Here is a 24,370-nt window from a genome sequence, read left to right on the forward strand (position 1 = left end):
CCGCCGTCCCGGAAAGGAGTAGACCCGCACCGCCCTCGGCACGTGGAAGTCGACGCTGACCCGCGACGACACGCGGGCAAATCGCCAACACCACCCAAAGGACGAACCGGGCCGAATCACCAACCCCAGCCGATCACCCCAAGCCGGCGCGCGCACGTGAATGATCGAGGACAGTCGCGCGTTCCGCACTACCAGGCTGAGGGATGTAGGCGAGTAGGCGCCTCGCTTAGCCTGAGACCAGGGGAGGGAAAACCGCGTCATCAGGCGGTTTCAAGCTGCCCGGAATTCGTGTCGAGCGGAAAGACTAATCCATGAGCGACGCAATCTCCTACGAGGTGCCGTGGGCCCGGACTCATCAGTTCGACCCGCCGGCGGTATTCGATTCGCTGCGCACAGAACGTCCGCTCGCCGCGATGACGTATCCCGACGGCCACGTCGGCTGGCTCGCCTCCAGTTACGAGCTGGTGCGCAAGGTTCTCGCCGATCCTCGGTTCAGCCACGACTCGGAGATCTGCCACTTCCCCGTGACGCACCAGGGCGAGATCGTGCCGACGTGGCCGCCGTCGCCGGGCATGTTCATCCACATGGATCCGCCGGACCACACCCGGTACCGCCGTCTGCTCGCCGGCGAGTTCACCGCCCGGCGTTCGAAGGAGCTCGCGGCGAGCGCGGACGCGGTCGCCGCCGAGCAGATCGAGGCGATGCGCGCCGCCGACGGCCCGCTCGACCTGGTCACCGGCTTCAGCCGGCCGTTCGTGCTGCGGATGCTCTCCGAGATCGTCGGCCTTCCCTACGAGGAGCGTGAGCGCTACGGCAACGCGCCCACGCTGCTGCACGACCCCGACGCGGACAAGCAGGAGGTCGCGGCCGCTTACGAGGCGGTGACCGCCTTCATCGTCGAACTGGTCGAGAAGAAGCGGCTGGAGCCCGGCGAGGACCTGATCAGCCGCCTCGTCGCGCGCGGGGAGCTGACCACCGAAGAGGTCACCAACATGGTGATCCTGCTGTTGTTCGCGGGTTACGAGACCACCGAGAGCGCGTTGACCGTCGGCGTGTTCGCGCTGCTGCACCACCAGGATCAGCTCGCGCTGCTCCGCGCCGAGCCGGAGAAGCTCGACGCCGCGATCGAGGAGATCCTGCGCTACCTGACCATCAATCAGTACCAGGTGTATCGCACCGCGCTCGAGGACGTCGACCTCGACGGGGTCCTGGTCAAGAAGGGCGACACCGTGACCGTGTCGCTGCCCTCGGCCAACCGCGACCCGGCGAAGTTCGAGTGCCCCGAGCAGCTGCGCATCGGCCGCGAGACCGCCGGGCACCTGGCTTTCGGCTTCGGCGTGCACCAGTGCCTCGGCCAGAACCTGGCGCGCGTCGAACTGCGCGCCGGCCTCTCGGCGCTGCTGCGGGCCTTCCCGGACTTGCGGCTGGCGTGCGCCTTCGACGAGGTTCCGCTGCGGCTCAAGGGGTCCGTCTTCGGAGTGAAGAGCCTTCTCGTCTCCTGGTGACAACGATCCACTGATATCGGACGGATGGCAAATGGCTGATATGTCGGCCCGGGACGAGCAGATCGTCGACGCGCTCCGTGCGTCGCTGAAGGAGAACGCGCGTCTGCGGCAGCAGAACAAGCAGTTGGCGGACGCAGGGGCCGAACCCATCGCCATCGTGTCCATGGCTTGCCGATACGCGGGCGGTATCCGAAGCCCCGAGGATCTCTGGCGGGTCGTCACCGACGGGACCGACGTCTACACCACCTTCCCCGAGGACCGCGGCTGGGACCTCGAGGGCCTCTACAACCCGGACCCCGACAACCCCGGTACCACCTACGTGCGTGAGGGCGCGTTCCTGCACGACGCCGCCGAGTTCGACGCGCCCTTCTTCGGGATCTCGCCCCGCGAGGCGCTGGCCATGGATCCCCAGCAGCGGCAGTTGCTCGAAGTGTCCTGGGAGGCGCTCGAACGGGCCGGCATCGATCCGCAGTCCGTCCGCGGCCAGGACATCGGCGTGTTCGCCGGGATCGTGCACCAGGACTACGCGCCCGATCTCAGCGGCTACGAGGGCTTCCTCAGCCTCGAGCGGGCCCTGGGCACCGCGGGCGGCGTGGCGTCCGGCCGAGTGGCGTACGCGCTCGGCCTGGAGGGTCCCGCGGTCACCGTCGACACGATGTGCTCCTCGTCGCTGGTCGCCGTCCATCTCGCGAGCCAGGCGCTGCGTCGGGGCGAGTGTTCGATGGCGCTGGCCGGCGGCGCGACCGTGATGTCGACGCCCGGCGGGTTCGTCGGCTTCGCCCGCCAGCGCGGCCTCGCCTTCGACGGCCGCTGCAAGTCTTATGCGGCGGCCGCCGACGGCTCCAGCTGGGCCGAGGGCGCGGGCGTCATCCTGCTCGAACGGCTGTCCCAGGCAGTGGAGCGCGGCCACCGGGTGCTCGCGGTGATCCGCAGTTCCGCGCTCAACCAGGACGGTGCCTCCAACGGTCTCACCGCGCCGAACGGCCCTGCGCAGCAGCGCGTGATCCGCAAGGCACTGGCGGGTGCTGAGCTGACACCGGCCGATGTGGACATGGTCGAAGGCCACGGCACCGGCACCACTCTCGGCGACCCGATCGAAGCCCAGGCCCTGCTGGCCACCTACGGCCGCGAGCGCCCGGCCGGCAGACCGCTGCGGTTGGGGTCGGTCAAGTCGGTGATCGGCCACACTCAGGCGGCCTCGGGCGTGGCCGGCGTCATCAACATGGTGCAGGCGCTGCGGCACGGCACGATGCCGGCGACCCGCCACATCGACACTCCGACGCCGCAGGTCGACTGGACCAGTGGCGCCGTCGAACTGCTCACCGAGTCGCGCGACTGGCCGCGGACCGATCACCCGCGGCGCGCCGCCGTCTCCTCCTTCGGCGCGAGCGGCACCAACGCCCACCTCATCCTCGAACAAGCCCCCGAACCCGAACCCGATCGGGAGGCTCCCGCAGCAGCTCCCTTCGACGCCGTCCCGTTCCCGATTACGGCCGCGTCGTCGGCGTCCCTGATCGGCCAGGCCGAACGCCTGCTCGCCTACCTCGGCGATGCCGAGCAGGTCGCGCTACCGGATGTCTCCGCGGCTCTCGCCACCGGTCGCGCCAGGTTGGCCGAGCGTGCCGTGGTGATCGCCGGGTCTCGCGAGGAGGCGTTGGCCGGGCTCGGCGCAGTGGCGCGGGGCGAGTCGGCTCCCGGCGTGCTTTCCGGCCATGCGGGCGGCCTCGGGAAGACGGTGTTGGTGTTTCCGGGTCAGGGTTCGCAGTGGGTGGGGATGGGGCGTGAGCTTTTCGATTCGTCGCCGGTTTTTGCGGCTCGGATTGCTGAGTGTGCTGCGGCGTTGGAGCCGTGGGTGGATTGGTCTTTGACTGACGTGCTGCGTGGCGGCCCGTTGGATCGGGTGGATGTGGTGCAGCCGGCGAGTTTCGCGGTGATGGTCGCGCTCGCTGCGGTGTGGGAGTCGCTTGGGGTGGTGGCGGATGCGGTGGTGGGGCATTCGCAGGGGGAGATCGCGGCTGCGTGTGTCGCTGGCGCCTTGTCGTTGGAGGATGCGGCGCGGATTGTCGCGGTGCGCAGCCAGGTCATCGCCGACAGCCTGGCCGGTCATGGCGGCATGGCATCGGTGGCGTTGTCCGAAGCCGAGGCCCTGGACCGGATCGAACGCTGGTCTGGGCGCATTGAGATCGCTGCGATCAACGGGCCTGCCTCCGTCGTGATCGCCGGTGACGCCGATGCCCTGGACGAGGCCCTTGAAGTCCTCGAGGACCAAGGCGTGCGGGTGCGGCGCGTGGCCGTGGACTACGCCTCGCACACCCATCACATCGATGCCGTCCGACCGACTCTCGCCGAGGCGTTCGCGGATATTCGTAGTCTGGCTCCGCGGATTCCGTTCCTGTCCACGGTCACCGGTGAGTGGATCGAGGATGCCGGGGCGCTCGAGGGCGAGTACTGGTTCCGCAATCTGCGCCAGCAGGTACGGTTCGCACCCGCGATCGAGACTCTGATTGCCCAGGGGCACAACGTCTTCATCGAGTCCAGCGCGCATCCGGTGCTGATGCAGCCGATCGCAGAGATCGGCGACGAGCTCGTCGCCACCGGATCGCTGCGTCGTGACGAAGGCAACCTGCGCCGCCTGCAGACCTCGGCGGCCGAACTGTTCGTCCGTGGCGTGGCCATCGACTGGACCGCCCTGCTGCCCGCGGGTGCCGACGCCAACGCGGTCGACCTGCCGACGTACGCGTTCGACCACCAGCACTACTGGCTTCAGCTGACCGCGTCCGCGACCGACGCCACGTCACTCGGCCTCGTCGACACGGATCACCCGCTGCTCGGTGCTGCTGTTGCTCTGCCACAGTCCGACGGCCTGGTCTTCACCTCCCGGCTCTCCCTGCGCACTCACCCGTGGTTGGCCGACCACGCGATGCAGGGCGTGGTGATCGTGCCCGGCACTGCCTACGTCGACCTGGCCGTGCAGGCCGGTGACGAACTGGGTTGCGGCGTACTCGAAGAGCTGGTCATCGAGGCGCCACTGGTATTGCCCGAACAGGGCGCGGTGCGCGTGCAGGTCGCGGTCGGCGCCGTCGGCGCGGTCGGTTCCCGTCCGGTGGACGTCTATTCGCAGCGCACCGACTCCCCGGACGACACCTGGACCCGGCATGCCACGGGCCTGCTCTCGGCCACGGCTCCCGCCGGCGCCGACACTCCGGCCGTCGACTTCACCGCCTGGCCGCCGACCGGTGCCGAGCCGATCGCCATCGAGGACTTCTACACCAGGCTGGTCGAGCGCGGATACGCATACGGCCCGGCCTTCCAGGGACTGCGTGCGGTGTGGCGGCGCGGCGACGAGGTCTTCGCCGAGGCCGCGCTGCCGCAGGAACAGCAGGAGAACGCGGACAAGTTCGGCCTGCACCCCGCGCTCCTCGACGCCGCCCTGCACACCAACGCCTTCGCGAACCCCGACGACGACCGCAATGTGCTTCCCTTCGCGTGGAACGGTCTCGTGCTGCACGCGACCGGCGCGTCCGCGCTGCGAGTCCGTGTCGCGCCGTGCGGTCAGGACGCGCTGACCTTCCAGGCCGCCGACGAGACCGGCGACCTCGTCCTCACCATGGATTCCCTGGTCTCCCTGCCGGTGACCGCCGAGCAGCTCGGCGCGGCAGCGGCCGCCGACAGCCGCGACTCGTTGTTCCACGTCGAGTGGAACCAGCTGCCCGCGCCCGAGGGCACCCGCCCGGCCCCCGCCTGGGTCGCCTTGACCACGGCCGATGGCATCGCGGCGGCTGCGTCCTCCGCGGAGCTGGCCGTCCTCGACACCGTGACGGGCGGCGACGCGCTGACCGTCGCCTGCCAGGTCCTCGAGACGCTCAAGACGTGGCTGGCCACCCCCGGCCTCGACGAGTCCCGGCTGGTGGTGACCACCCGGGGCGCGATGGCCGCGGGCGGCAGCGCCGTAACCGACCCGGCGGGTACCGCGGTCTGGGGCCTCGTCCGCGCAGCCCAGGCCGAGAACCCGGACCGGATCGTCCTCGTCGACCTCGACCCCGCCGCGGCGACGGGTGTCGGTCCCGTGCTCGCCGCGGTGCTCGCCTCCGGCGAGACGCAGCTCGCCGTGCGCGGCTCCGCGCTGCTCGCGCCCCGCCTCCTGCGCGCCGATCCGGCCGCGGGCACCGAACCGACTGCGGCGACCGCTGCGGCAACCGAACCGGCCTTCGACCCGGACGGCACCGTGCTGCTCACCGGTGGCACCGGCTCCCTCGGCGCCCAGGTCGCCCGGCACCTGATCACCGCGCACGGTGTCCGGCACCTGGTGCTGGCGGGCCGTCGCGGCGGCGGCGACGAGCTGAGCCGCGAACTGACCGAACTCGGCGCCGCCGTGTCGATCGTCGCCTGCGACGTCTCGGACCGGGCCGCGGTCGCCGAACTGCTCACCGCGGTTCCCGCCGAGCACCCGCTGACCGGCGTCGTACACCTCGCCGGCGTGCTCGACGACGGCGTACTCAGCGCCCTGACCGCGGAACGCATGGCCGGAGTGTTCGCGCCCAAGGTGACCGCGCTGCAGCACCTCGACGCGCTCACCCGGGAGCTGGCTCCCGACCTGCGCACGTTCGTCGCGTTCTCCTCGGCCGCGTCGCTGCTCGGCTCGGCCGGTCAGGGCAACTACGCCGCGGCCAACGCCTTCATGGACGGCCTGATGGCCAACCGTCGAGCCGCCGGACTGCCCGGTGTCTCGATGGCCTGGGGACTGTGGGAGCAGAGCACCGGCCTCACCGCCCACCTCAGCGAGGTCGACCAGGCGCGGATGAGCCGGGGCGGCGTGCTCGCGCTGAGCCCGGCCGAGAGCCTCGCCTTGTTCGACATCGGGTTGAGTGCGACCGAGGCGCTGCTGGTGGCGATCAAACTCGACCTGCGTACCCTGCGCTCCGACGCGGCGGCCGGGGGTACCGTCCCGCATCTGCTGCGCGGTCTGGTGCGCAGCGGGCGTCGTGCGGCGCGAGGGGCCGGCGCCGGGGACAGCAGCGGCCTGGTCCGCAGGCTCGCCGGACTGTCCGAGGCCGAACAGGAGAGCATCCTTCTCGGCATCATCCAGGCCGAGGCAACCGCCGTGCTCGGCTTCAACGGCGCCGAACTCGCCCAGGGCACCCGCGGCTTCAGCGACATCGGGTTCGACTCGCTCACCGCGGTCGAGCTGCGCAACCGGCTCAGCGCGGCCACCGGCGTCAAGCAGCCCGCCACGCTGATCTTCGACTATCCGACGCCGATCGCGCTCGCCCGCCACCTGCGCACAGAGCTCGGCGATGCCACGACCGACGTGCCCGCCGCCGTTACGGTCGTCGCGGTCGATCCCGACGAGCCCATCGCCATCGTCGGCATGTCCTGCCGGCTGCCCGGCGGGGTCACCGACCCGGAAAGCCTGTGGCGGCTGCTCGCCGAGGGCCGCGACGGCATGACCGAGCTGCCCGGCAACCGCGGCTGGCACCTCGACGACCTGGCCGCTGCCGCCACCCACCCCGATCGCGCAGACACCGAGGTCACCTACCAGGGCGGCTTCCTCCCGGACGCGGGCGAGTTCGATGCCGGCTTCTTCGGCATCTCGCCGCGCGAGGCGCTCGCCATGGACCCGCAGCAACGGCTGTTGCTGGAGGCCACCTGGGAGGCGCTGGAGCGCAGCGGCATCGACCCGGAATCGCTGCGCGCCAGCGACATCGGGGTCTTCTCCGGCGTGTCCATCCACGACTACGTCGAGTCGCTCACGGCGATGCCCGCCGAGCTCGAAGGCTACGCCACCACCGCGACCGCGGGCAGCGTCGCTTCCGGCCGCGTCTCGTACGTGTTCGGATTCGAGGGGCCTGCGGTGACCATCGACACGGCGTGCTCGTCCTCGCTGGTGGCCATCCACCTCGCCGCGCAGGCGCTGCGCCAGGGCGAATGCTCGCTCGCGCTGGCCGGTGGTGTCGCCGTCATGGGCTCACCTGTCGGCGTGCTGGGCTTCTCGCGTCAGGGCGGGCTGGCCGGCGACGGCCGGGTGAAGGCGTTCTCCGAAGGCGCCGACGGCACGATCCTGTCCGAAGGCGTCGGCATCGTCGCCCTGGAGCGCTTGTCCGTCGCGCGTGACCGCGGACACCGCGTGCTGGCCGTCGTCCGCGGCTCCGCGGTCAACCAGGACGGTGCGTCCAACGGCCTGACGGCGCCCAACGGCCCCGCGCAGCAGCGTGTGATTCGCAAGGCTCTGGCCAGCGCCGGACTGTCCGCGTCCGACGTGGACGTCGTGGAGGGCCACGGCACCGGAACCGCGCTCGGCGACCCGATCGAGGCACAGGCCCTGCTCGCCACGTATGGCAAGCACCGCGAACCCGGTCGGCCGCTCCACTTGGGCTCGTTGAAGTCCAACCTCGGCCACACCCAGGCGGCTGCGGGCGTCGCGGCCGTGATCAAGATGGTGCAGGCACTGCGTCATGACACCATGCCGGCCACGATCAACGTCACTGAGCCGACGTCCAAGGTGGACTGGTCCGACGGCGCCATAGAGCTGCTGACCGAAGCGCGCGAGTGGCCGTGCAACGGCCACCAGCCGCGCCGCGCCGCCGTGTCCTCCTTCGGCATCAGCGGCACCAACGCCCACCTCATCCTCGAGGAATCCCCCGAACAGCCCGTGGCGCCCGCCACGTCGCAACCGGCCGCTCCTTCCTCGCCGAACGGGCTTGTTCCGCTGGTTCTGTCCGCCAAGAGCACCGGATCGTTGGCAGGCCAGGCGAAGCGCCTGCTCTCCCACCTGGCCGGCGCCGACGAAAGCGCCCTGCCTGACGTGGCCGCGGCGCTGATCGCCCACCGCGCGACCCTGTCCGAACGAGCCGTCGTCATCGCCGAGACCCGTGAGGAGGCGTTGGCCGGACTCGACGCCCTGGTCCGAGGCGAGTCCAGCGCGACCGCGGTGAGCGGTAGCTCGACCGCGCCCAGCAAGACAGCGTTCGTGTTCCCCGGCCAGGGTTCGCAGCGCATCGGCATGGGCCGTGAGCTGTACGACCGCTACCCGGCCTTCGCCACCGCCTTCGACGAGGCCTGCGATCTGCTGGACCTCCACCTGGTCGGCTCCGTCGAGCACCCGGTCCGCGACGTAGTGCTGGGCAGCGCAGCCGAACTGCTCGATCAGACCGTTTACGCTCAGGCAGGCCTGTTCGCGATCGAGTGCGCGTTGTTCCGGCTCCTCGAGTCGTGGGGCGTGCACCCGGATGTGGTGCTCGGCCACTCGATCGGCGAGATCAGCGCGGCGCACGTCGCGGGTGCGCTGTCGCTGGCCGATGCGGCTCGAATCGTCGCGGCGCGCGGCCGGCTGATGCAGGCTCTGCCACCCGGCGGCGCGATGGTCGCCGTCGCGGCCACCGAGGCGCAGGTCTCTGACCTGCTGCGCACGGCGGACGTGGAGATCGCCGCGCTCAACGCGCCGTCCGCGCTCGTCCTGTCCGGTGACGAGGAGCCGGTTCTCGCCGTGGCCGATCGGCTGCGCGCCCAGGGCCACAAGACCAAGCGGCTCGCGGTCTCGCACGCGTTCCACTCGGCGCGCATGGAGCCGATGCTGAAGCAGTTCGCGGCCGAACTGGAGCAGGTGAGCTGGCAGCCCCCGACCCTGGCGGTGATATCGAACCTCACCGGCCGCCTCGTCGAACCCGCCGACTACGCCGACGCGGCTTACTGGACCGAGCACGTCCGCCGCCCGGTGCGGTTCGCCGACGGTATCGCCGCCGCGGCCGCGGCGGGCGTGACCACCTTCCTCGAGCTGGGGCCCGGCGCGGCGCTCACGGCCATGGTCCAGGAGTCCGCGCCCGACGGCCGGTGCCTGGCCGCCCTGCGTGACGACCGGCCGGAACCGCAGAGCCTGCTCAACGCGACCGCCGACCTGTTCGTGCACGGCGTCCGCACCGAGTGGGCGGCGGTGCTGCCCGACGGAGCCCGGCCCGCGGCGGTCGAACTGCCGACCTATGCCTTCGATCACCAGTACTACTGGCTGCGCTCGACCCCGACGGCGACCGACGCGGCCTCGCTGGGCCTCACCGACGCCGAGCATCCGTTGCTCGGTGCGGTCGTCCCGCTCCCGCACTCGGACGGCCTGGTCTTCGTCTCCAGCTTGTCTCTGCGCACTCACCCGTGGCTCGGCGACCACGCCGCAGTCGGCGGCGGAACGGCCGTCCTACCGGCGACGGCGTTCATCGAACTCGCGCTGCGTGCCGGGGACGAAGCCGGCTGCGCGCATGTTCGTGAGCTGACTATCGACGCACCGATCGTCCTGCCCGAGCAGGGCGGTATCCGCATCCAGGTCGCCGTCGGCGAGGCCGGGCCCGACGGCGCGCGGCCGATCGCGGTCTACGCGCAGAACGACACCGGCGAGTCCTGGACCAAGCACGCGACCGGCACCCTGACGTTCGCCGCGCAGCCCTCCGCGCCCTCCACGACCGCCGACTTCGGCGCCTGGCCGCCATCCGGCGCCGAACCCGCCGACGTCGCCGCCCGCTACGCCGAACTGGCCGAGCACGGTTTCGCCTACGGTCCACAATTCGCGGGCCTGCGGGCACTCTGGCGGCGCGGCGAGGAGGTGTTCGCCGAGGTCGCCGCCCTGCCCGAGCAGGACCGGGTCGCCGGATTCGGCATCCACCCGGCCCTGCTCGACGCAGCCCTTCACCCGATCCTTCAGGGACAGCAGCAGGCCCTTGACTGGTCTGGCGTGACGCTGCGCGCCATCGGCGCAGGCGGCGAGGGTGCGCTGCGGGTGCGGCTGCTGCCGACCGGTCCGGACACGGTGTCCCTGGACGTCGCCGACGAGTCCGGTGACGTGGTCCTCACCGCGGATTCGGTGATGCTGCGCCAGATCTCGATCGAGCGATCCGCGGTCGCCGCCAACTCGCTGTTCGGCGTCGACTGGATCGAACTGAACCAGCGCGCCTCCCTCTCCGGCACCGAGAGCGCACCGCCCTGGGCGCTTGTGGCCACGGCGGAGGACGTCGCTGCGCTGGCCGAGCACGCGCCGTCGCTCGCCGTGCTGACCACCACCGCCCCCGGCTCGGCCGCCGAGCCGCTCACCTCGATCTGCCGCGTGCTTGTGGTCGTCCAAGCCTGGCTCGCCGAGCCGCGCCTGGCTGAGTCCCGGCTGGTCGTCGCGACTCGAGGCGCGGTGCCTGCCGGCTCCGACGCCACCGCTACCGATCCCGCAGCCGCGGCCGTCTGGGGACTGGTTCGCGCGGCCCAGGCTGAGAACCCGGGCCGGATCACCCTCGTCGACACCGAAGATCCTGAGGTCGAGTCCTTGCTGGGCGCGGTGTCGTCCGACGAGCCGCAACTCGCGGTGCGCGGCGGGACGACGTTCGTGCCCCGGCTCGTCCGGGTCCCCGCGAGCTCCGCCGCCTTCGACCCGGACTCGTCCGTGCTGCTCACCGGTGGCACCGGCTCGCTGGGCAGCCTGCTGGCTCGACACCTGGTCACCGAGCACGGCGTCCGCCGGCTTGTGCTGGCCGGCCGTCGCGGCCTGGAAGCCGACGGCGCGCAAGTCCTCCTCGACGAACTCACCGAGCAGGGCGCCCAGGTCCGCGTCGTGGCCTGTGACGTGTCCGATCGCGATCAGGTGTCTGACCTGCTCGCCTCCATCTCCGACCTGACCGGCGTCGTGCACACCGCGGGCGTGCTCGACGCTGGCGTCATCGCGACCGTCACGCCCGAACGCCTCGCCAGGCTGTTCGCTCCCAAGGCCGACGCGGCGCGACACCTCGACGAGCTGACCCGTGGCCGCGGTCTGACCGCGTTCGTCGTCTACTCCTCGGTCTCGTCGGTGTTCATGGGCGCCGGCAGCGGCGGCTACGCGGCGGCCAACGCCTACCTGGACGGGCTCATGGCCGACCGCCGGGCTGCCGGTGAGCACGGACTGTCGATGGCGTGGGGTCTGTGGGAGCAGACGACGGGCATGGCACAGGGCGTCGACGAGCTGACCCGCACCCGGATGAACCGGCGCGGTGGTCTGCTGCCGATCACGCTGGCCGAAGGCATCGCGTTGTTCGACGCCGCCGTCGGCTCCGACCGTTCGCTGTTGGTGCCGGCGAAGCTGGATCTGCGCGGGATTCGCGCGGGCGGCACCGTCCCGCACATGCTGAGCGGTCTGGTGCGGCCGGCGCGACCGAGCGGCCGGTCTGCCGACGGTGTCGCAGAACCCCGCGGACCTCGGCAATTCGTCGAGCGGCTGGCCGCGCTCTCCGCCGCCGAACAGGACAAGGCCCTGCTCGAGCTGGTCCGCACCGAGGCCGCGCGCGTGCTCGGCCACAACGGGCCGGCGGACGTCCGAGCCGACGTCGCGTTCAGCGACGCCGGGTTCGACTCCCTCACCTCGGTCGAGCTGCGCAATCGGCTGGGCGAGGCGACCGGGCTGCCTCTGCCCGCCACGCTGGTCCTCGACTATCCGAACCCGCAGGCGATAGCCCGGCACCTGCGCGGGGAACTGCTCGCGGACGACGGCGCGGCCGTGGAGGACGAGGCGGAGTTGCGCCGCGCCCTCGCGACCGTGCCCCTGGCCCGGTTCCGCGAGGCCGGACTGCTCGGTGGGCTCATCAAGTTGGCCAGTGCGATCGACAGGGCCGCCGACGGACGGACGAAGACCACTCATCTCGCCGAACTGGACGTCGACGACCTCGTGCAACTCGCGCTGGCGGCGAAGAGTCCGGCACAACCTGTGAACAACGATTAGGAATCCACGTGACTGCGTCGTATGCGAAGGTTGTCGAGGCGCTCCGGACGTCGCTGGAAGAAGTCGGCTCGTTGCAGGCGATGAACCGGCAGCTCCTGGACGCCTCCCGTGAGCCCGTGGCCATCGTCGGCATGGCGTGCCGGTTGCCGGGCGGCGTCGGGTCGCCGGAGGACCTGTGGCGGCTGGTCGCCGGCGAGGTCGATGCGGTGTCCGGCTTTCCCGAGGACCGGGGCTGGAAGCTGGAGGGTCTCTTCTCCCAGGACGGCGACGACCGTCCCGGGACCTCCTACGTCGACCGGGGCGGATTCCTGCACGAGGCCGGTGAGTTCGACGCGGGCTTCTTCGGCATCTCGCCGCGCGAGGCCCTGGCGATGGATCCGCAGCAGCGGCTGCTGCTCGAGACCTCCTGGGAGGCGCTCGAGAGCGCCGGCATCGACCCGACCTCGCTGAAGGGCAGCGACGTCGGCGTCTTCGCCGGAGTGTTCAGTCAGGGCTATGTCGCGCCCGGCGCGAGCGTGGCCAGCCCGGAGGTCGAAGGGTTCGCGGGCACCGGCGGGTCGACGAGTATCGCGTCCGGCCGGGTGTCCTACGTGTTCGGCTTCGAAGGCCCGGCGGTCACCGTGGACACGGCGTGCTCGTCGTCGCTGGTGGCGATGCACCTGGCCGCGCAGGCGCTGCGCCAGGGCGAGTGCTCGGTCGCGCTGGCCGGCGGCGCGACCGTGATGGCGACGCCGGGTGTGTTCGTCGAGTTCTCCCGGCAGCGCGGCCTCGCCGCCGACGGCCGCTGCAAGGCGTTCGCGTCGACCGCCGACGGCACCGGTTGGGCCGAGGGCGCGGGCATCGTCGTGCTGGAGCGGTTGTCGGTGGCGCGTGAGCGTGGGCACCGGGTGCTGGCGATCGTGCGCGGCTCGGCGGTCAACCAGGACGGCGCGTCGAACGGTCTTACCGCGCCGAACGGCCCGTCCCAGCAGCGCGTGATCCGCAAGGCTCTGGCCAACGCGGGATTGTCCACGTCGGATGTCGACGTGGTCGAGGCGCACGGCACCGGGACGGCGCTCGGCGACCCTGTCGAAGCCCAGGCTTTGCTCGCCACCTACGGCCAGGGGCGCGAGGCCGACCGTCCGCTGTGGCTCGGCTCGCTGAAGTCGAACATCGGCCACACCCAGGCCGCTGCGGGCGTGGCGGGCGTGATCAAGATGGTGCAGGCCCTGCGCCACGACACCATGCCCGCAACGCTTCATGTCACCGAGGCGACGCCCAAGGTCGACTGGACCAGCGGCGCCGTCGAACTGCTGACCGAGTCGCGCGACTGGCCGCAGATCGGTCATCGCCCGCGCCGGGCCGGCGTGTCGGCGTTCGGCTTCAGCGGGACCAACGCTCACGTGATCCTTGAGGAAGCGCCAACCGCAGACCGAACGCCCTCTTCTGCCACGGGCGTGGCGCCGCTGGTGCTCTCGGCGAAGACATCGAGCGCGCGCGCCGCACAGGCCGGGCGTCTCGCCGCGTTCCTCGACGGTCACGATGCCGCCGCGCTACCGGACGTCGCCGCCGCTCTTGCCACCGGTCGCGCCAGGTTGGCCGAGCGCGCCGTGGTGATCGCCGGAACTTGTGCGGAGGCCTCTGCGGCTCTGGCCACGTTCGCCGGTGGTGGGTCGAGTCCGCTGGTGGTCTCGGGTTCCGCGACGGGGCTCGGCAAGTCGGTGTTGGTGTTTCCGGGTCAGGGTTCGCAGTGGGTGGGGATGGGGCGTGAGCTTCTCGATTCGTCGCCGGTTTTTGCGGCTCGGATTGCTGAGTGTGCTGCGGCGTTGGAGCCGTGGGTGGATTGGTCTTTGACTGACGTGCTGCGTGGCGGCCCGTTGGATCGGGTGGATGTGGTGCAGCCGGCGAGTTTCGCGGTGATGGTCGCGCTCGCTGCGGTGTGGGAGTCGCTTGGGGTGGTGGCGGATGCGGTGGTGGGGCATTCGCAGGGGGAGATCGCGGCGGCGTGTGTGGCGAGTGCGTTGTCGTTGGAGGATGCCGCGCGGATCGTGGCCGTGCGGAGCCAGGTGATTGCGCGGGATTTGGCTGGTCGGGGTGGGATGGCGTCGGTGGCGTTGTCCGAGGCTGAGGCCCACGAGCGGATCGAGCGTTGGTCGGACCGTGTCGAGGTCGCTGCGGTGAACGGTCCCTCGTCGGTGGTGATCGCCGGTGACGCAGAAGCGTTGGACGACGCGCTGACGGCTCTTGAAGAGCAGGGTGTGCGGGTTCGGCACGTGGCGGTGGACTATGCCTCGCACACCCGTCATATCGATGCGATCCAGACTGCGCTCGCCGAGGCGTTCGCGGATATTCGTAGTCTGGCTCCGAGGATTCCGTTCCTGTCCACCGTCACCGGTGAGTGGATCGAGGATGCCGGGGCGCTCGAGGGCGAGTACTGGTTCCGTAATCTGCGCCAGCAGGTACGTTTCGGCCCCGCGATCGAGACGCTGCTCGCCCAGGGGCACGACGTCTTCATCGAGTCGAGTGCGCATCCGGTTCTGGTGCAGCCGATTGCAGAGATCAGGGACGACGCCACCATCATCGCCACCGGATCGCTGCGGCGCGACGAGGGCGGTCTGCGCCGCCTGCTGACCTCGGCGGCCGAACTGTTCGTGCATGGCGTGCCGGTGGACTGGACCGAACTGTTGCCGGCGGATGCCGACGCCAACGCGGTCGACCTGCCGACGTACGCCTTCGACTACCAGCACTACTGGCTGGAGGCCGTCGATGCGGCGACGGATGCGGCGTCGCTCGGTCAGGTCGGTTTGCGGCACCCGCTGCTCGGTGCCGTCGTCGGGTTGCCGCAGTCCGACGGCCAGATGATGTTGTTCACCGGCCGCCTCTCGCTGCGCACGCATCCATGGCTTGCCGACCACGCGGTCCGCGGCGTGGTGATCCTGCCGGGCAGCGGGTTGGTCGAGATGGCCGTGCGGGCCGGTGACGAGCTCGGCTGCGGAACGCTGGACGAGCTGGCCATCGAGGCGCCCTTGATCATCCCCGACCAGCACGGTGTGCGTGTCCACCTCACCGCGGGAGCGCCCGGCCCGGACGGGTCGCGTTCGATCGAGATCTTCTCACAGCGCGAAGACGACGCCGCGGAGCGGTGGACCCGCCACGCGACCGGCACGCTGACGGACACCGTCGCCGCCTCGACGCCGGAATCCAGCAGTGACGCAGCGTTCGACTTCACCACCGCCTGGCCGCCGGCTGACGCCGAATCCGTCGACGAGGTCGGCACGTTCTACGCGGACCTGGCCGCTGCCGATGGCGGCGGCGGCTTCGGCTACGGTCCTGCCTTCCAGGGCGTGCGTGCGGTGTGGCGGCGTGGCGAGGAGATCTTCGCCGAGGTCGCGCTGCCCGAAGGGGAGGGGGTGCGAGCCGCGGCCGACGCCTTCGGTATCCATCCCGCCCTGCTGGACGCGGCGCTGCAACTGGGCATGTTCCGCGGTCCCGCCGGCCAACCCACGTTGGCGTTCGCGTGGAACGGCGTCGCGTTGCACGCGGTGGGCGCCGACGCGCTGCGGGTGCGGGTCGCGCCTGCCGGTTCCGACGGCTTGTCACTGGAGGCTGCCGACGAAACGGGCGTGCCGGTCGTGAGCATCGCCTCGATGGTGTCGCGCCCGGTGTCGGCCGATCAGCTCCAGGCCGCCGCGGCGGAGACGACGAGCCCGCTGTTCCGCGTCGACTGGACCGAGCTGCCCTCCGCGCGGTCGCTCGAGCCCGCGCCGACGTGGGTGCCGGTGACCATCGCCCAGGACATCGCGATGCTCGCGGACGACGCGGTGCCGGTCGTGCGGGCGTTCAGCAACGACGGCGAGGTCAGTGCGTTGGCGCTCTCGTGCCGGGTGCTCGCGATCCTGCAGGCCGCAGCCCAGTCCGCTCTGCCCAGGCTGGTGGTGGTGACGCGCGGCGCGGTCCCGGCCGGAGCCGGCGGCGCGGTGACCGACCCGGACGCGGCGGCCGTGTGGGGTCTCGTGAGATCCGCGCAGTCGGAGAACCCCGACCAGATCGTGCTTTTGGATCTCGACCCCAGTGCCGACCCCAGCGGCGACGTCGCCGATCTGAACTCGGCGTTGGGCTCAGTGCTGGGCGCCGTGCTCGCGAGTGGCGAGCCGCAGGTGGCCGTGCGCGGCTCCGACCTGTTCGTGCCCCGGCTCGCCCGAGCCACCGCCGCTCCGGCTTCTGACGACGCGACCGCGGTCCTCGGCCCGGACGACACGGTGCTGATCACCGGAGGTACCGGTGCGCTGGGTGAGCTGGTCGCCCGGCATCTGGTCGCCGAGCACGGGGTGCGTCACCTCGTCCTGGCCAGCCGGCGCGGCCCCGACGCCGACGGCGCGCAGGCCCTCGTCGACGAGCTCACCGAGCAGGGCGCCCCGGTCCGCGTCGTCGCCTGTGACGTGTCCGATCGCGATCAGGTGTCTGACCTGCTTGCCTCGATCCCCGATCTGACCGGCGTCGTACACACCGCGGGCGTGTTCGACGACGGTGTGATCGCGACTCTCTCGCCGGAGCGGCTGGCGAAGGTGTTCGCGCCGAAGGTGGACGCGGTACGGCATCTCGACGAGCTGACTCGCGAACTGGGGAACCTCGCGGCCTTCGTGGTGTTCTCCTCCGCCGCGGGCATCTCCGGCGGTGGCGGCCAAGGCAACTACGCGGCGGCGAACGCGTTCCTGGACGGCCTGATGGCCAACCGCCGGGCCGCCGGGCAGCATGGCCTGTCCTTGGCCTGGGGCCTGTGGGAGCGAACCCTGGGCATGGCAGCGCACCTCAGCGCCGTCGACCAGGCGCGGGCCAGCCGAAGCGGTGTCCAGGAGATATCGCGTGCCGAGGGTCTCGCCATGTTCGACGAGGGCCTGTGGCTCGGCGAGTCGCTGCTCGTGCCGATCAAGCTCGATGTCGCCGCCCTCCGCGCGGACGCCGCCGCGGGCGGCGACGTTCCGCACCTGATGCGCGGCCTGGTGCGGCCGAGCCGACAGGCGGCAGCAAAGGGGCGATCGGCCGGCGGCGAGGGCGGCGGTGGTCTCGCCGAGCGGCTGTCCGGGCTCGCGCCCGAGGAGCAGGAAGCCCGGCTGCTGGAGCTGGTCCGCGGTCAGGTCGCGGTCGTGCTCGGTTATTCGGGGCCTGACGCGATTCAGGTGGAGACGGCGTTCCGGGACACCGGATTCGACTCGCTCACCTCGGTGGAGCTGCGAAACCGCCTGCGCGACGCGACCGGCCTGACTCTGCCGGCGACGCTGGTCTTCGACCACCCGAACCCGCGCGTCCTCGCTCGCCACCTGCGCAGCCGACTCGCCCCGCAGGGCGAGGCGTCGACGCCCCGGGACCTGGACGACGAGCAGCGGCTGCGGCGCGCACTCGCCTCGTTGTCCCTCGCCGAGTTCCGCGAGGCCGGGGTGCTGGGTGCCTTGGTCAGGCTCGCGAATCTCCACGAGGGGACGTTCGCCGAGCCCGCCGGGCCGGACGGGCCCGACGAGCAGCGGCCGATCGCCGAACTGGACGTCGACGATCTCGTGCACCTGGCGTTCAGCGATGACTAGTGTGAGGGGAGCGATCTGGTGAGCGCGACGTACGAGAAGGTCGTTGAAGCGCTGCGGAAGTCGCTGGAGGAAGTCGGTTCGCTGAAGGCGCAGAACCGACGCCTCCTCGGCGCCGCACGCGAACCGCTCGCGATCGTGGGCATGGCGTGCCGCTACCCGGGCGGGGTGTCCTCGCCCGCGGACCTGTGGCAGCTCGTCACGGCCGGGGTCGACGCGATCTCCGACTTCCCCGAGGATCGGGGCTGGGACCTCGGCGGACTCTTCGACGCCGACCCCGACAGTTCCGGTACCTCCTACGCTAGGCAGGGCGGGTTCCTGCACGAGGCGGGGCAGTTCGATGCGGGCGCCTTCGGCATCTCGCCGCGCGAGGCGCTCGCGATGGACCCGCAGCAGCGGCTGCTGCTCGAGACGTCGTGGGAGGCGCTGGAGAGCGCCGGCATCGACGCGACCTCGCTCAGGGGAGAGGCCGTCGGCGTGTTCACCGGGGCGTCCAGCCAGGGCTACGGGTCCGGCGTGATCGGGCCGAAGATGCAGAGTTTCGCCGGTACGGGCGTGGCCTCGAGTGTCGCGTCCGGCCGCGTGTCGTACGTGTTCGGATTCGAGGGCCCGGCCGTGTCGCTGGACACTGCGTGCTCCTCGTCGCTGGTCGCGATGCACCTGGCCGGCCAGGCGCTGCGGCAGGGCGAGTGCTCGCTCGCGCTGGCCGGCGGCGTGACGGTGATGTCGACCCCCGACCCCTTCGTCGGCTTCTCCCGCCAACGCGGCCTGGCCTCGGACGGACGCTGCAAGGCGTTCGCCGAGAGAGCGGACGGCATGGGCTTGTCCGAGGGCTGCGGGGTGGTGGCATTGGAACGGTTGTCGGTGGCGCGTGAGCGTGGGCACCGGGTGCTGGCGATCGTGCGCGGCTCGGCGGTCAACCAGGACGGCGCGTCGAACGGTCTTACCGCGCCGAACGGCCCGTCGCAGCAGCGCGTGATCCGCAGGGCTCTGGCCAACGCGGGTTTGTCCACGTCGGATGTTGATCTGGTCGAGGCGCACGGCACCGGGACGGCGCTGGGCGACCCGATCGAGGCGCAGGCGTTGCTGGCCACCTACGGCCAGGACCGCGAGACAAGCAATCCGCTGTGGCTCGGGTCGTTGAAGTCGAACATCGGTCATACGCAGGCGGCCGCGGGTGTGGCCGGCGTCATCAAGATGGTGTTGGCGTTGCGGCATCGGAGGATGCCCGCCACTCTGCACGCCGCCGAGCTCACCACCCGGGTCGACTGGTCGGCAGGCGACGTCGAGGTGCTCACCGAGGCGCGGGAGTGGCCGTCGCGTGAGGGTCGTCCGCGGCGGGCCGGCGTGTCGTCGTTCGGGATGAGCGGCACGAATGCGCATGTGATTTTGGAGGAGGCACCGCCGGTCGAGGAGTCCGCGTCGTCTGGTGACGTGAGTGTGGTGCCGTTGGTGGTGTCGGCGAAGAGCGCGGAATCGTTGGCTGGTCAGGCTGGTCAGGCTGGGCGGTTGGGCGTGTTCCTCGGTGAGGGGCATGCGTTGGCTGATGTGGCGGGGGCTTTGGTCGGGCGGCGGTCGTTGTGGTCGGAGCGTGCGGTGGTGATCGCGGGGTCGCGTGATGAGGCGCTGGCCGGGTTGGGTGCCGTCGCGCGCGGCGAGGCGGCCGTCGATGTCGTGTCCGGTCACGCGGGGAGTCCCGGGAAGACGGTGTTGGTGTTTCCGGGTCAGGGTTCGCAGTGGGTGGGGATGGGTCGTGAGTTGCTTGATTCGTCGCCGGTTTTCGCGGCTCGGATTGCTGAGTGTGCGGCGGCGTTGGAGCCGTGGGTGGATTGGTCTTTGACTGATGTGTTGCGTGGTGGGGCGTTGGATCGGGTGCATGTGGTGCAGCCGGCGAGTTTCGCGGTGATGGTCGCACTTGCTTCGGTGTGGGAGTCGCTCGGTGTCGTGGCGGATGCGGTCGTTGGGCACTCGCAGGGTGAGATCGCGGCGGCGTGTGTGGCGGGTGCGTTGTCGTTGGAGGATGCTGCGCGGATCGTGGCCGTGCGGAGCCAGGTGATCGGCAAGAGCCTGGCCGGTCATGGTGGCATGGCGTCGGTGGCGTTGTCCGAGGCTGAGGCCCACGAGCGGGTCGGGCGGTGGTCGGGTCGGGTTGAGGTGGCTGCGGTCAACGGGCCCTCGTCGGTCGTCCTGGCTGGCGACGCCGATGCGTTGGATGAGGCGTTGAAGGTTCTCGAGAGCGAGGGTGTGCGGGTTCGGCGGGTGGCGGTGGACTATGCCTCGCACACCAGTCATGTGGTGTCGATTGAGGGTGCGCTGGGTGAGGCGTTCGCGGGTATTCGCAGTGCTGCTCCGCGGATTCCGTTCCTGTCCACGGTCACCGGTGAGTGGGTCGAGGATGCGGGGGTGCTCGATGGTGGGTATTGGTTCCGGAATCTGCGGGAGCAGGTGCGGTTTGCTCCGGCGGTCGAGGGGTTGGTCGCGGGCGGGTATCGGGTGTTCGTTGAGGCGAGTGCGCATCCGGTGTTGGTGCAGTCGATCTCGGAGATCGCCGATGACGCCATCGTGGTCACCGGGTCGCTGCGTCGGGACGAGGGCGGTCTGCGTCGTCTGCTGACCTCGGCGGCCGAGTTGTTCGTGCGTGGTGTGCCGGTGGATTGGACGGCGCTGCTGCCCGAGGGCGCCGGGGCCGCTGCGGTCGAGCTGCCGACGTACGCGTTCGACCACGAGCACTACTGGCTGCCGGCGGCAAGGTCGATCGCTGATGCGACCGAGCTGGGCTTGGCCGATGTAGACCACCCGATGCTCGGGGCGATGGTGGCTCTGCCGCAGTCCGACGGGTTGGTCTTCACCTCGAGGCTTGCTCTGCGCAGCCACCCGTGGCTCGCCGATCACGTGGTCGGCGGCACGGTGATCGTGCCCGGGACGGCATTGGTCGAGCTGGCGGTCCGAGCGGGTGACGAGTTGGGCTGCGGCGTGCTCGAGGAGTTGGTGATCGAGACTCCCCTCGTTGTCGCGCCTGACCAGTTCGGGGCGCGCGTCCAGCTCACCGTCGGCGGTCCCGACGCTGATGGGTCGCGGCCCATCGAGGTGTACTCCCAGCTGGGCGACGACGCGTCGCCGTGGACGCGCAATGCGACCGGCACACTGGCTTCTGCCCCCACGTCCTCGACGCAGGGAGGCGGCGCGAAGTTCGACTTCACCGTGTGGCCGCCCTCCGGTGCCGAGTCAGTGGATGTGAGCACCTTCTACGCGGACCTGGTCGAGTCCGGGTTCGGCTACGGCCCGGCTTTCCAGGGGGTGCGTGCCGTCTGGCGGCGTGGCGAGGAGGTCTTCGCCGAGGTCGCGCAGCCTGACGAGCTGAAGGATGCTGAGGCAGCTGCCAGGTTCGGCATCCATCCGGCGCTGCTCGACGCGGCTGTGCAGGCGGGCATGTTCCGACACCATGCGGAAGAAAAACAGCCGGGCGAGCCTGCGCTGGCCTTCGCCTGGAACGGCGTGGTCCTGCACGCGGCGGGGGCGGAGACGTTGCGCGTTCGGGTTTCCGTGGCCGACGTCGGCTCCGACGCGCTGTCGCTGGAGGCCGCTGACGAGACGGGCGGCCTCGTCGTGACGATGGACTCACTCGTCTCACGGCCGATCGCGACGCAGGACCTCAACGCCCGTAATGTAAAATCTCGGACCGACGCGCTGTTCCGGCTCGACTGGACCGAGCTGGAGCCGGCACATCGCGGCGAAGCCGCCGAGCCACGATCGTGGGTCCGCGTCGAGACCGCCGAAGACATCGACGTTCTCGTCGGCCGGGGGGAAGAAGGATCCTCGGTTGCCGTCGTGGAGGCCGTCGGCAGCACGGAGGACGTGCAGCACGCGGCGCTTGCCGTGTCCTGCCGCGTGTTGGCGGTCTTGCAGGCGTGGCTGGCGGCCGATGGGCTTGATGAGCGATCACGGCTCGTCGTTCAGACGCGAGGTGCGGTGCCCGCGGGCACCGAGGGCGGTGGCGGCGTCGGCGATGTGCTCGACCCGGCTGCGGCCGCGGTGTGGGGCCTGGTCCGTGCCGCGCAGGCGGAGCATCCGGACCGGGTCGTGCTTCTCGATCTGGACCCCGCCGGTGCGGACGAACTGGATTCGGTGTTGGGCGCGGTGCTGGCCTGCGGTGAGCCGCAGGTGGCGGTGCGGGGCTCGAATCTGTACGTGCCTCGCCTCGCGCGCGTCGGCGGCGTCGTCGGCGGCGACGTCGGCAACGACGGCCGTTCCGATGATGTATTCGCTCCCGACGGGACCGTTCTCGTCTCGGGCGGGGGATCGCTGGCCGCGCTGCTGGTCCGGCACCTGGTCGCCGAGCGCGGGGTGCGGCGGCTGTTGCTGGCCAGCCGACGTGGCCTGGCGGCGGAGGGTATGGCCGGCCTGGTCGCCGAGCTGACCGAGCAGGGCGCCGAGGTGTCGGTCGCCGGTTGCGACCTCGCGGATCGCGACGAGGTGGCGGCGCTGTTGGCGTCGATCCCCGCCGAGCATCCGCTGACCGCCGTCGTGCACACCGCAGGGGTCTTCGACGCCGGCGTGATCGGCGCGTTGACACCGGAGCGGCTAGCAAAGGTGTTCGCGCCGAAGGTGGACGCCGTGCGACACCTGGATGAGCTGACGCGCGCAATGCCGAACAGCCTCGGCGCGTTCATCGTCTACTCCTCCGCGTCCGGTGTGTTCGTCGGTGCCGGCAGCGGCGGCTATGCCGCGGCGAACGCCTTCCTCGACGGCCTGATGGCCAACCGCCGAGCCGCCGGGCTTCCGGGGTTGTCGCTCGCCTGGGGACCGTGGGCACACACGAGTGGCCTCGCCTCCGGCATCGACGACCTCACCCAGGCCCGGATGACCCGCCGCGACGGGCGTGGCGGCGTGCTGGGATTGGAGCCCACCGAGGGACTCGCGCTGTTCGATGCCGCGCTCGCCTCCTCCGACGAAGAGGCGCTGTTGGTGCCGGTGAAGGTGGATGTCCGAGCGGTGCGCGCCGACGCGGCGGCCGGTGGCCTGGTGCCACATGTGTTGCGTGGTGTGGTGCTGCTGCGGCCGTCCGGTCGGCAGTCGGCGAAGGTCGCAGGCTCGGTCGGCGACGGTGGTCTGGCCGCGCGGCTGGCCGGGTTGACGCCCGGCGAGCAGGTGGCCGCATTGCTGGACCTGGTACGCAATCAGGTCGCCGTGGTGCTCGGTTATTCGGGGCCGGAGGCGATCCAGGTGGACACGGCGTTCGGCGACGCCGGGTTCGACTCGTTGACGTCGGTGGAGTTGCGTAACCGTCTGCGTGAGGCGACGGGGTTGAAGCTTCCGGCGACGCTGGTGTTCGACTACCCGAACCCGCAGGCCCTGGCCGACCACCTGCGTGAGGAACTCACCGTCGACGGCGGCGCGTCCCCGGACGCCGCGGCGCTGGCCGGCCTTTTCTCAGGTATCGAAGTCGCGATCGCGCACGCCGCAGACGACGGCGAAGCCCGGAACCGGATCACCACGCGCCTGCGCGAACTGCTCAAGGCCGCCGAGGCGCCCGGCGGCGACTCCGACGACGATCTCGACATCGCGACCGACGAGGAACTGTTCGCCCTCGTCGACCGGCGCGACTGAGCTCCGGCACCCTTCCCCCGCAATCCGCACACATCCTGGGAGCTGAATTCAGTGGCTGACGAGGCGCAACTCCGCGACTACCTCAAGCGGGCCATCGCCGACGCCCGCGACGCCCGGAAGCGGCTGAAGGAAGTCGAGGACCAGGCGAACGAACCGATCGCGATCGTGGGCATGGCGTGCCGCTACCCGGGCGGGGTGTCCTCGCCCGAAGACCTGTGGCAGCTGCTCGTCGACCGCCGGGACGCCATCTCCGGCTTCCCCGAGGACCGCGGTTGGGACCTCGACGCGCTGTTCGACGCCGACCCGGACCAGGCGGGGAAGTCCTACGCCAGCCACGGCGGATTCCTGCAGGGTGCGGGGTTGTTCGATCCGGCGTTCTTCGGGATCTCGCCGCGTGAGGCGGTGGCGATGGATCCTCAGCAGCGGGTGTTGCTGGAGGCGTCGTGGGAGGCGCTGGAGAGCGCGGGGATCGACCCGGCCACGCTGAAGGGAACGGACGTCGGCGTGTTCGCCGGTGTGTCGAACCAGGGATACGGGTTCAGCGGCGGTGCGGTCCCGCCGGAGTCGGAGGGCCTCGCGAGCACCGGCAGCGCGCTGTGCGTGGTGTCGGGCCGGGTGTCGTACGTGTTCGGTTTCGAGGGCCCGGCCGTGTCCCTGGACACCGGCTGTTCGTCGTCGCTGGTCACCATGCATCTCGCCGGCCAGGCGCTGCGCCAGGGCGAGTGCTCGCTCGCGCTGGCCGGCGGCGTCATGGTGACCTCGACGCCCGGCAGCTTCGTCGCGTTCTCCCGCCAGCGTGGCCTGGCCGCGGACGGCCGGTGCAAGGCGTTCGCCGACGGAGCGGACGGCATGGGTCTGTCCGAGGGTGTCGGGGTGGTGGCACTGGAGCGGTTGTCGGTGGCGCGTGAGCGTGGGCATCGGGTGTTGGCGATCATGCGTGGTTCGGCGGTGAATCAAGATGGTGCGTCGAATGGGTTGACGGCGCC

The 24,370-nt window shown here is 71.0% G+C and carries 4 protein-coding genes and 1 pseudogene; all 5 read left to right on the plus strand.

The features are described from left to right. Positions 1-311: 311 nt before the first annotated feature. A complete protein-coding gene (locus tag FCI23_RS45855; RefSeq protein ID WP_136729971.1) occupies positions 312-1,505 on the plus strand; it encodes a cytochrome P450 in 1,194 nt (397 codons plus the stop codon). A 40-nt stretch (positions 1,506-1,545) separates the two neighbouring features. Continuing rightward, complete coding sequence (locus FCI23_RS45860) at positions 1,546-12,222, plus strand: type I polyketide synthase (protein WP_136729973.1); 10,677 nt, start codon at positions 1,546-1,548, stop codon at positions 12,220-12,222. A gap of 116 nt (positions 12,223-12,338) precedes the next feature. Further along, positions 12,339-17,780: a type I polyketide synthase gene (locus FCI23_RS45865; RefSeq protein WP_246144698.1), complete on the plus strand. Its 5,442-nt coding sequence runs from the start codon at positions 12,339-12,341 to the stop codon at positions 17,778-17,780. Between the two features lie 120 nt (positions 17,781-17,900). Next, a pseudogene (locus FCI23_RS45870) lies at positions 17,901-23,384 on the plus strand (SDR family NAD(P)-dependent oxidoreductase); the annotation flags it as partial. Between the two features lie 51 nt (positions 23,385-23,435). Then, positions 23,436-24,370 (plus strand): beta-ketoacyl synthase N-terminal-like domain-containing protein (locus tag FCI23_RS45875; protein WP_211265763.1); only part of this gene is annotated, 935 nt, incomplete at its 3' end.

This window comes from Actinacidiphila oryziradicis (genome assembly GCF_005047355.1).
Lineage (GTDB): Bacteria > Actinomycetota > Actinomycetes > Streptomycetales > Streptomycetaceae > Actinacidiphila > Actinacidiphila oryziradicis.

Coding starts and splice junctions, on each gene's coding strand:
- FCI23_RS45855 (WP_136729971.1), top strand. CDS start 312: ATGAGCGACGCAATCTCCTACGAGGTGCCGTGGGCCCGGACTCATCAG.
- FCI23_RS45860 (WP_136729973.1), top strand. CDS start 1,546: ATGTCGGCCCGGGACGAGCAGATCGTCGACGCGCTCCGTGCGTCGCTG.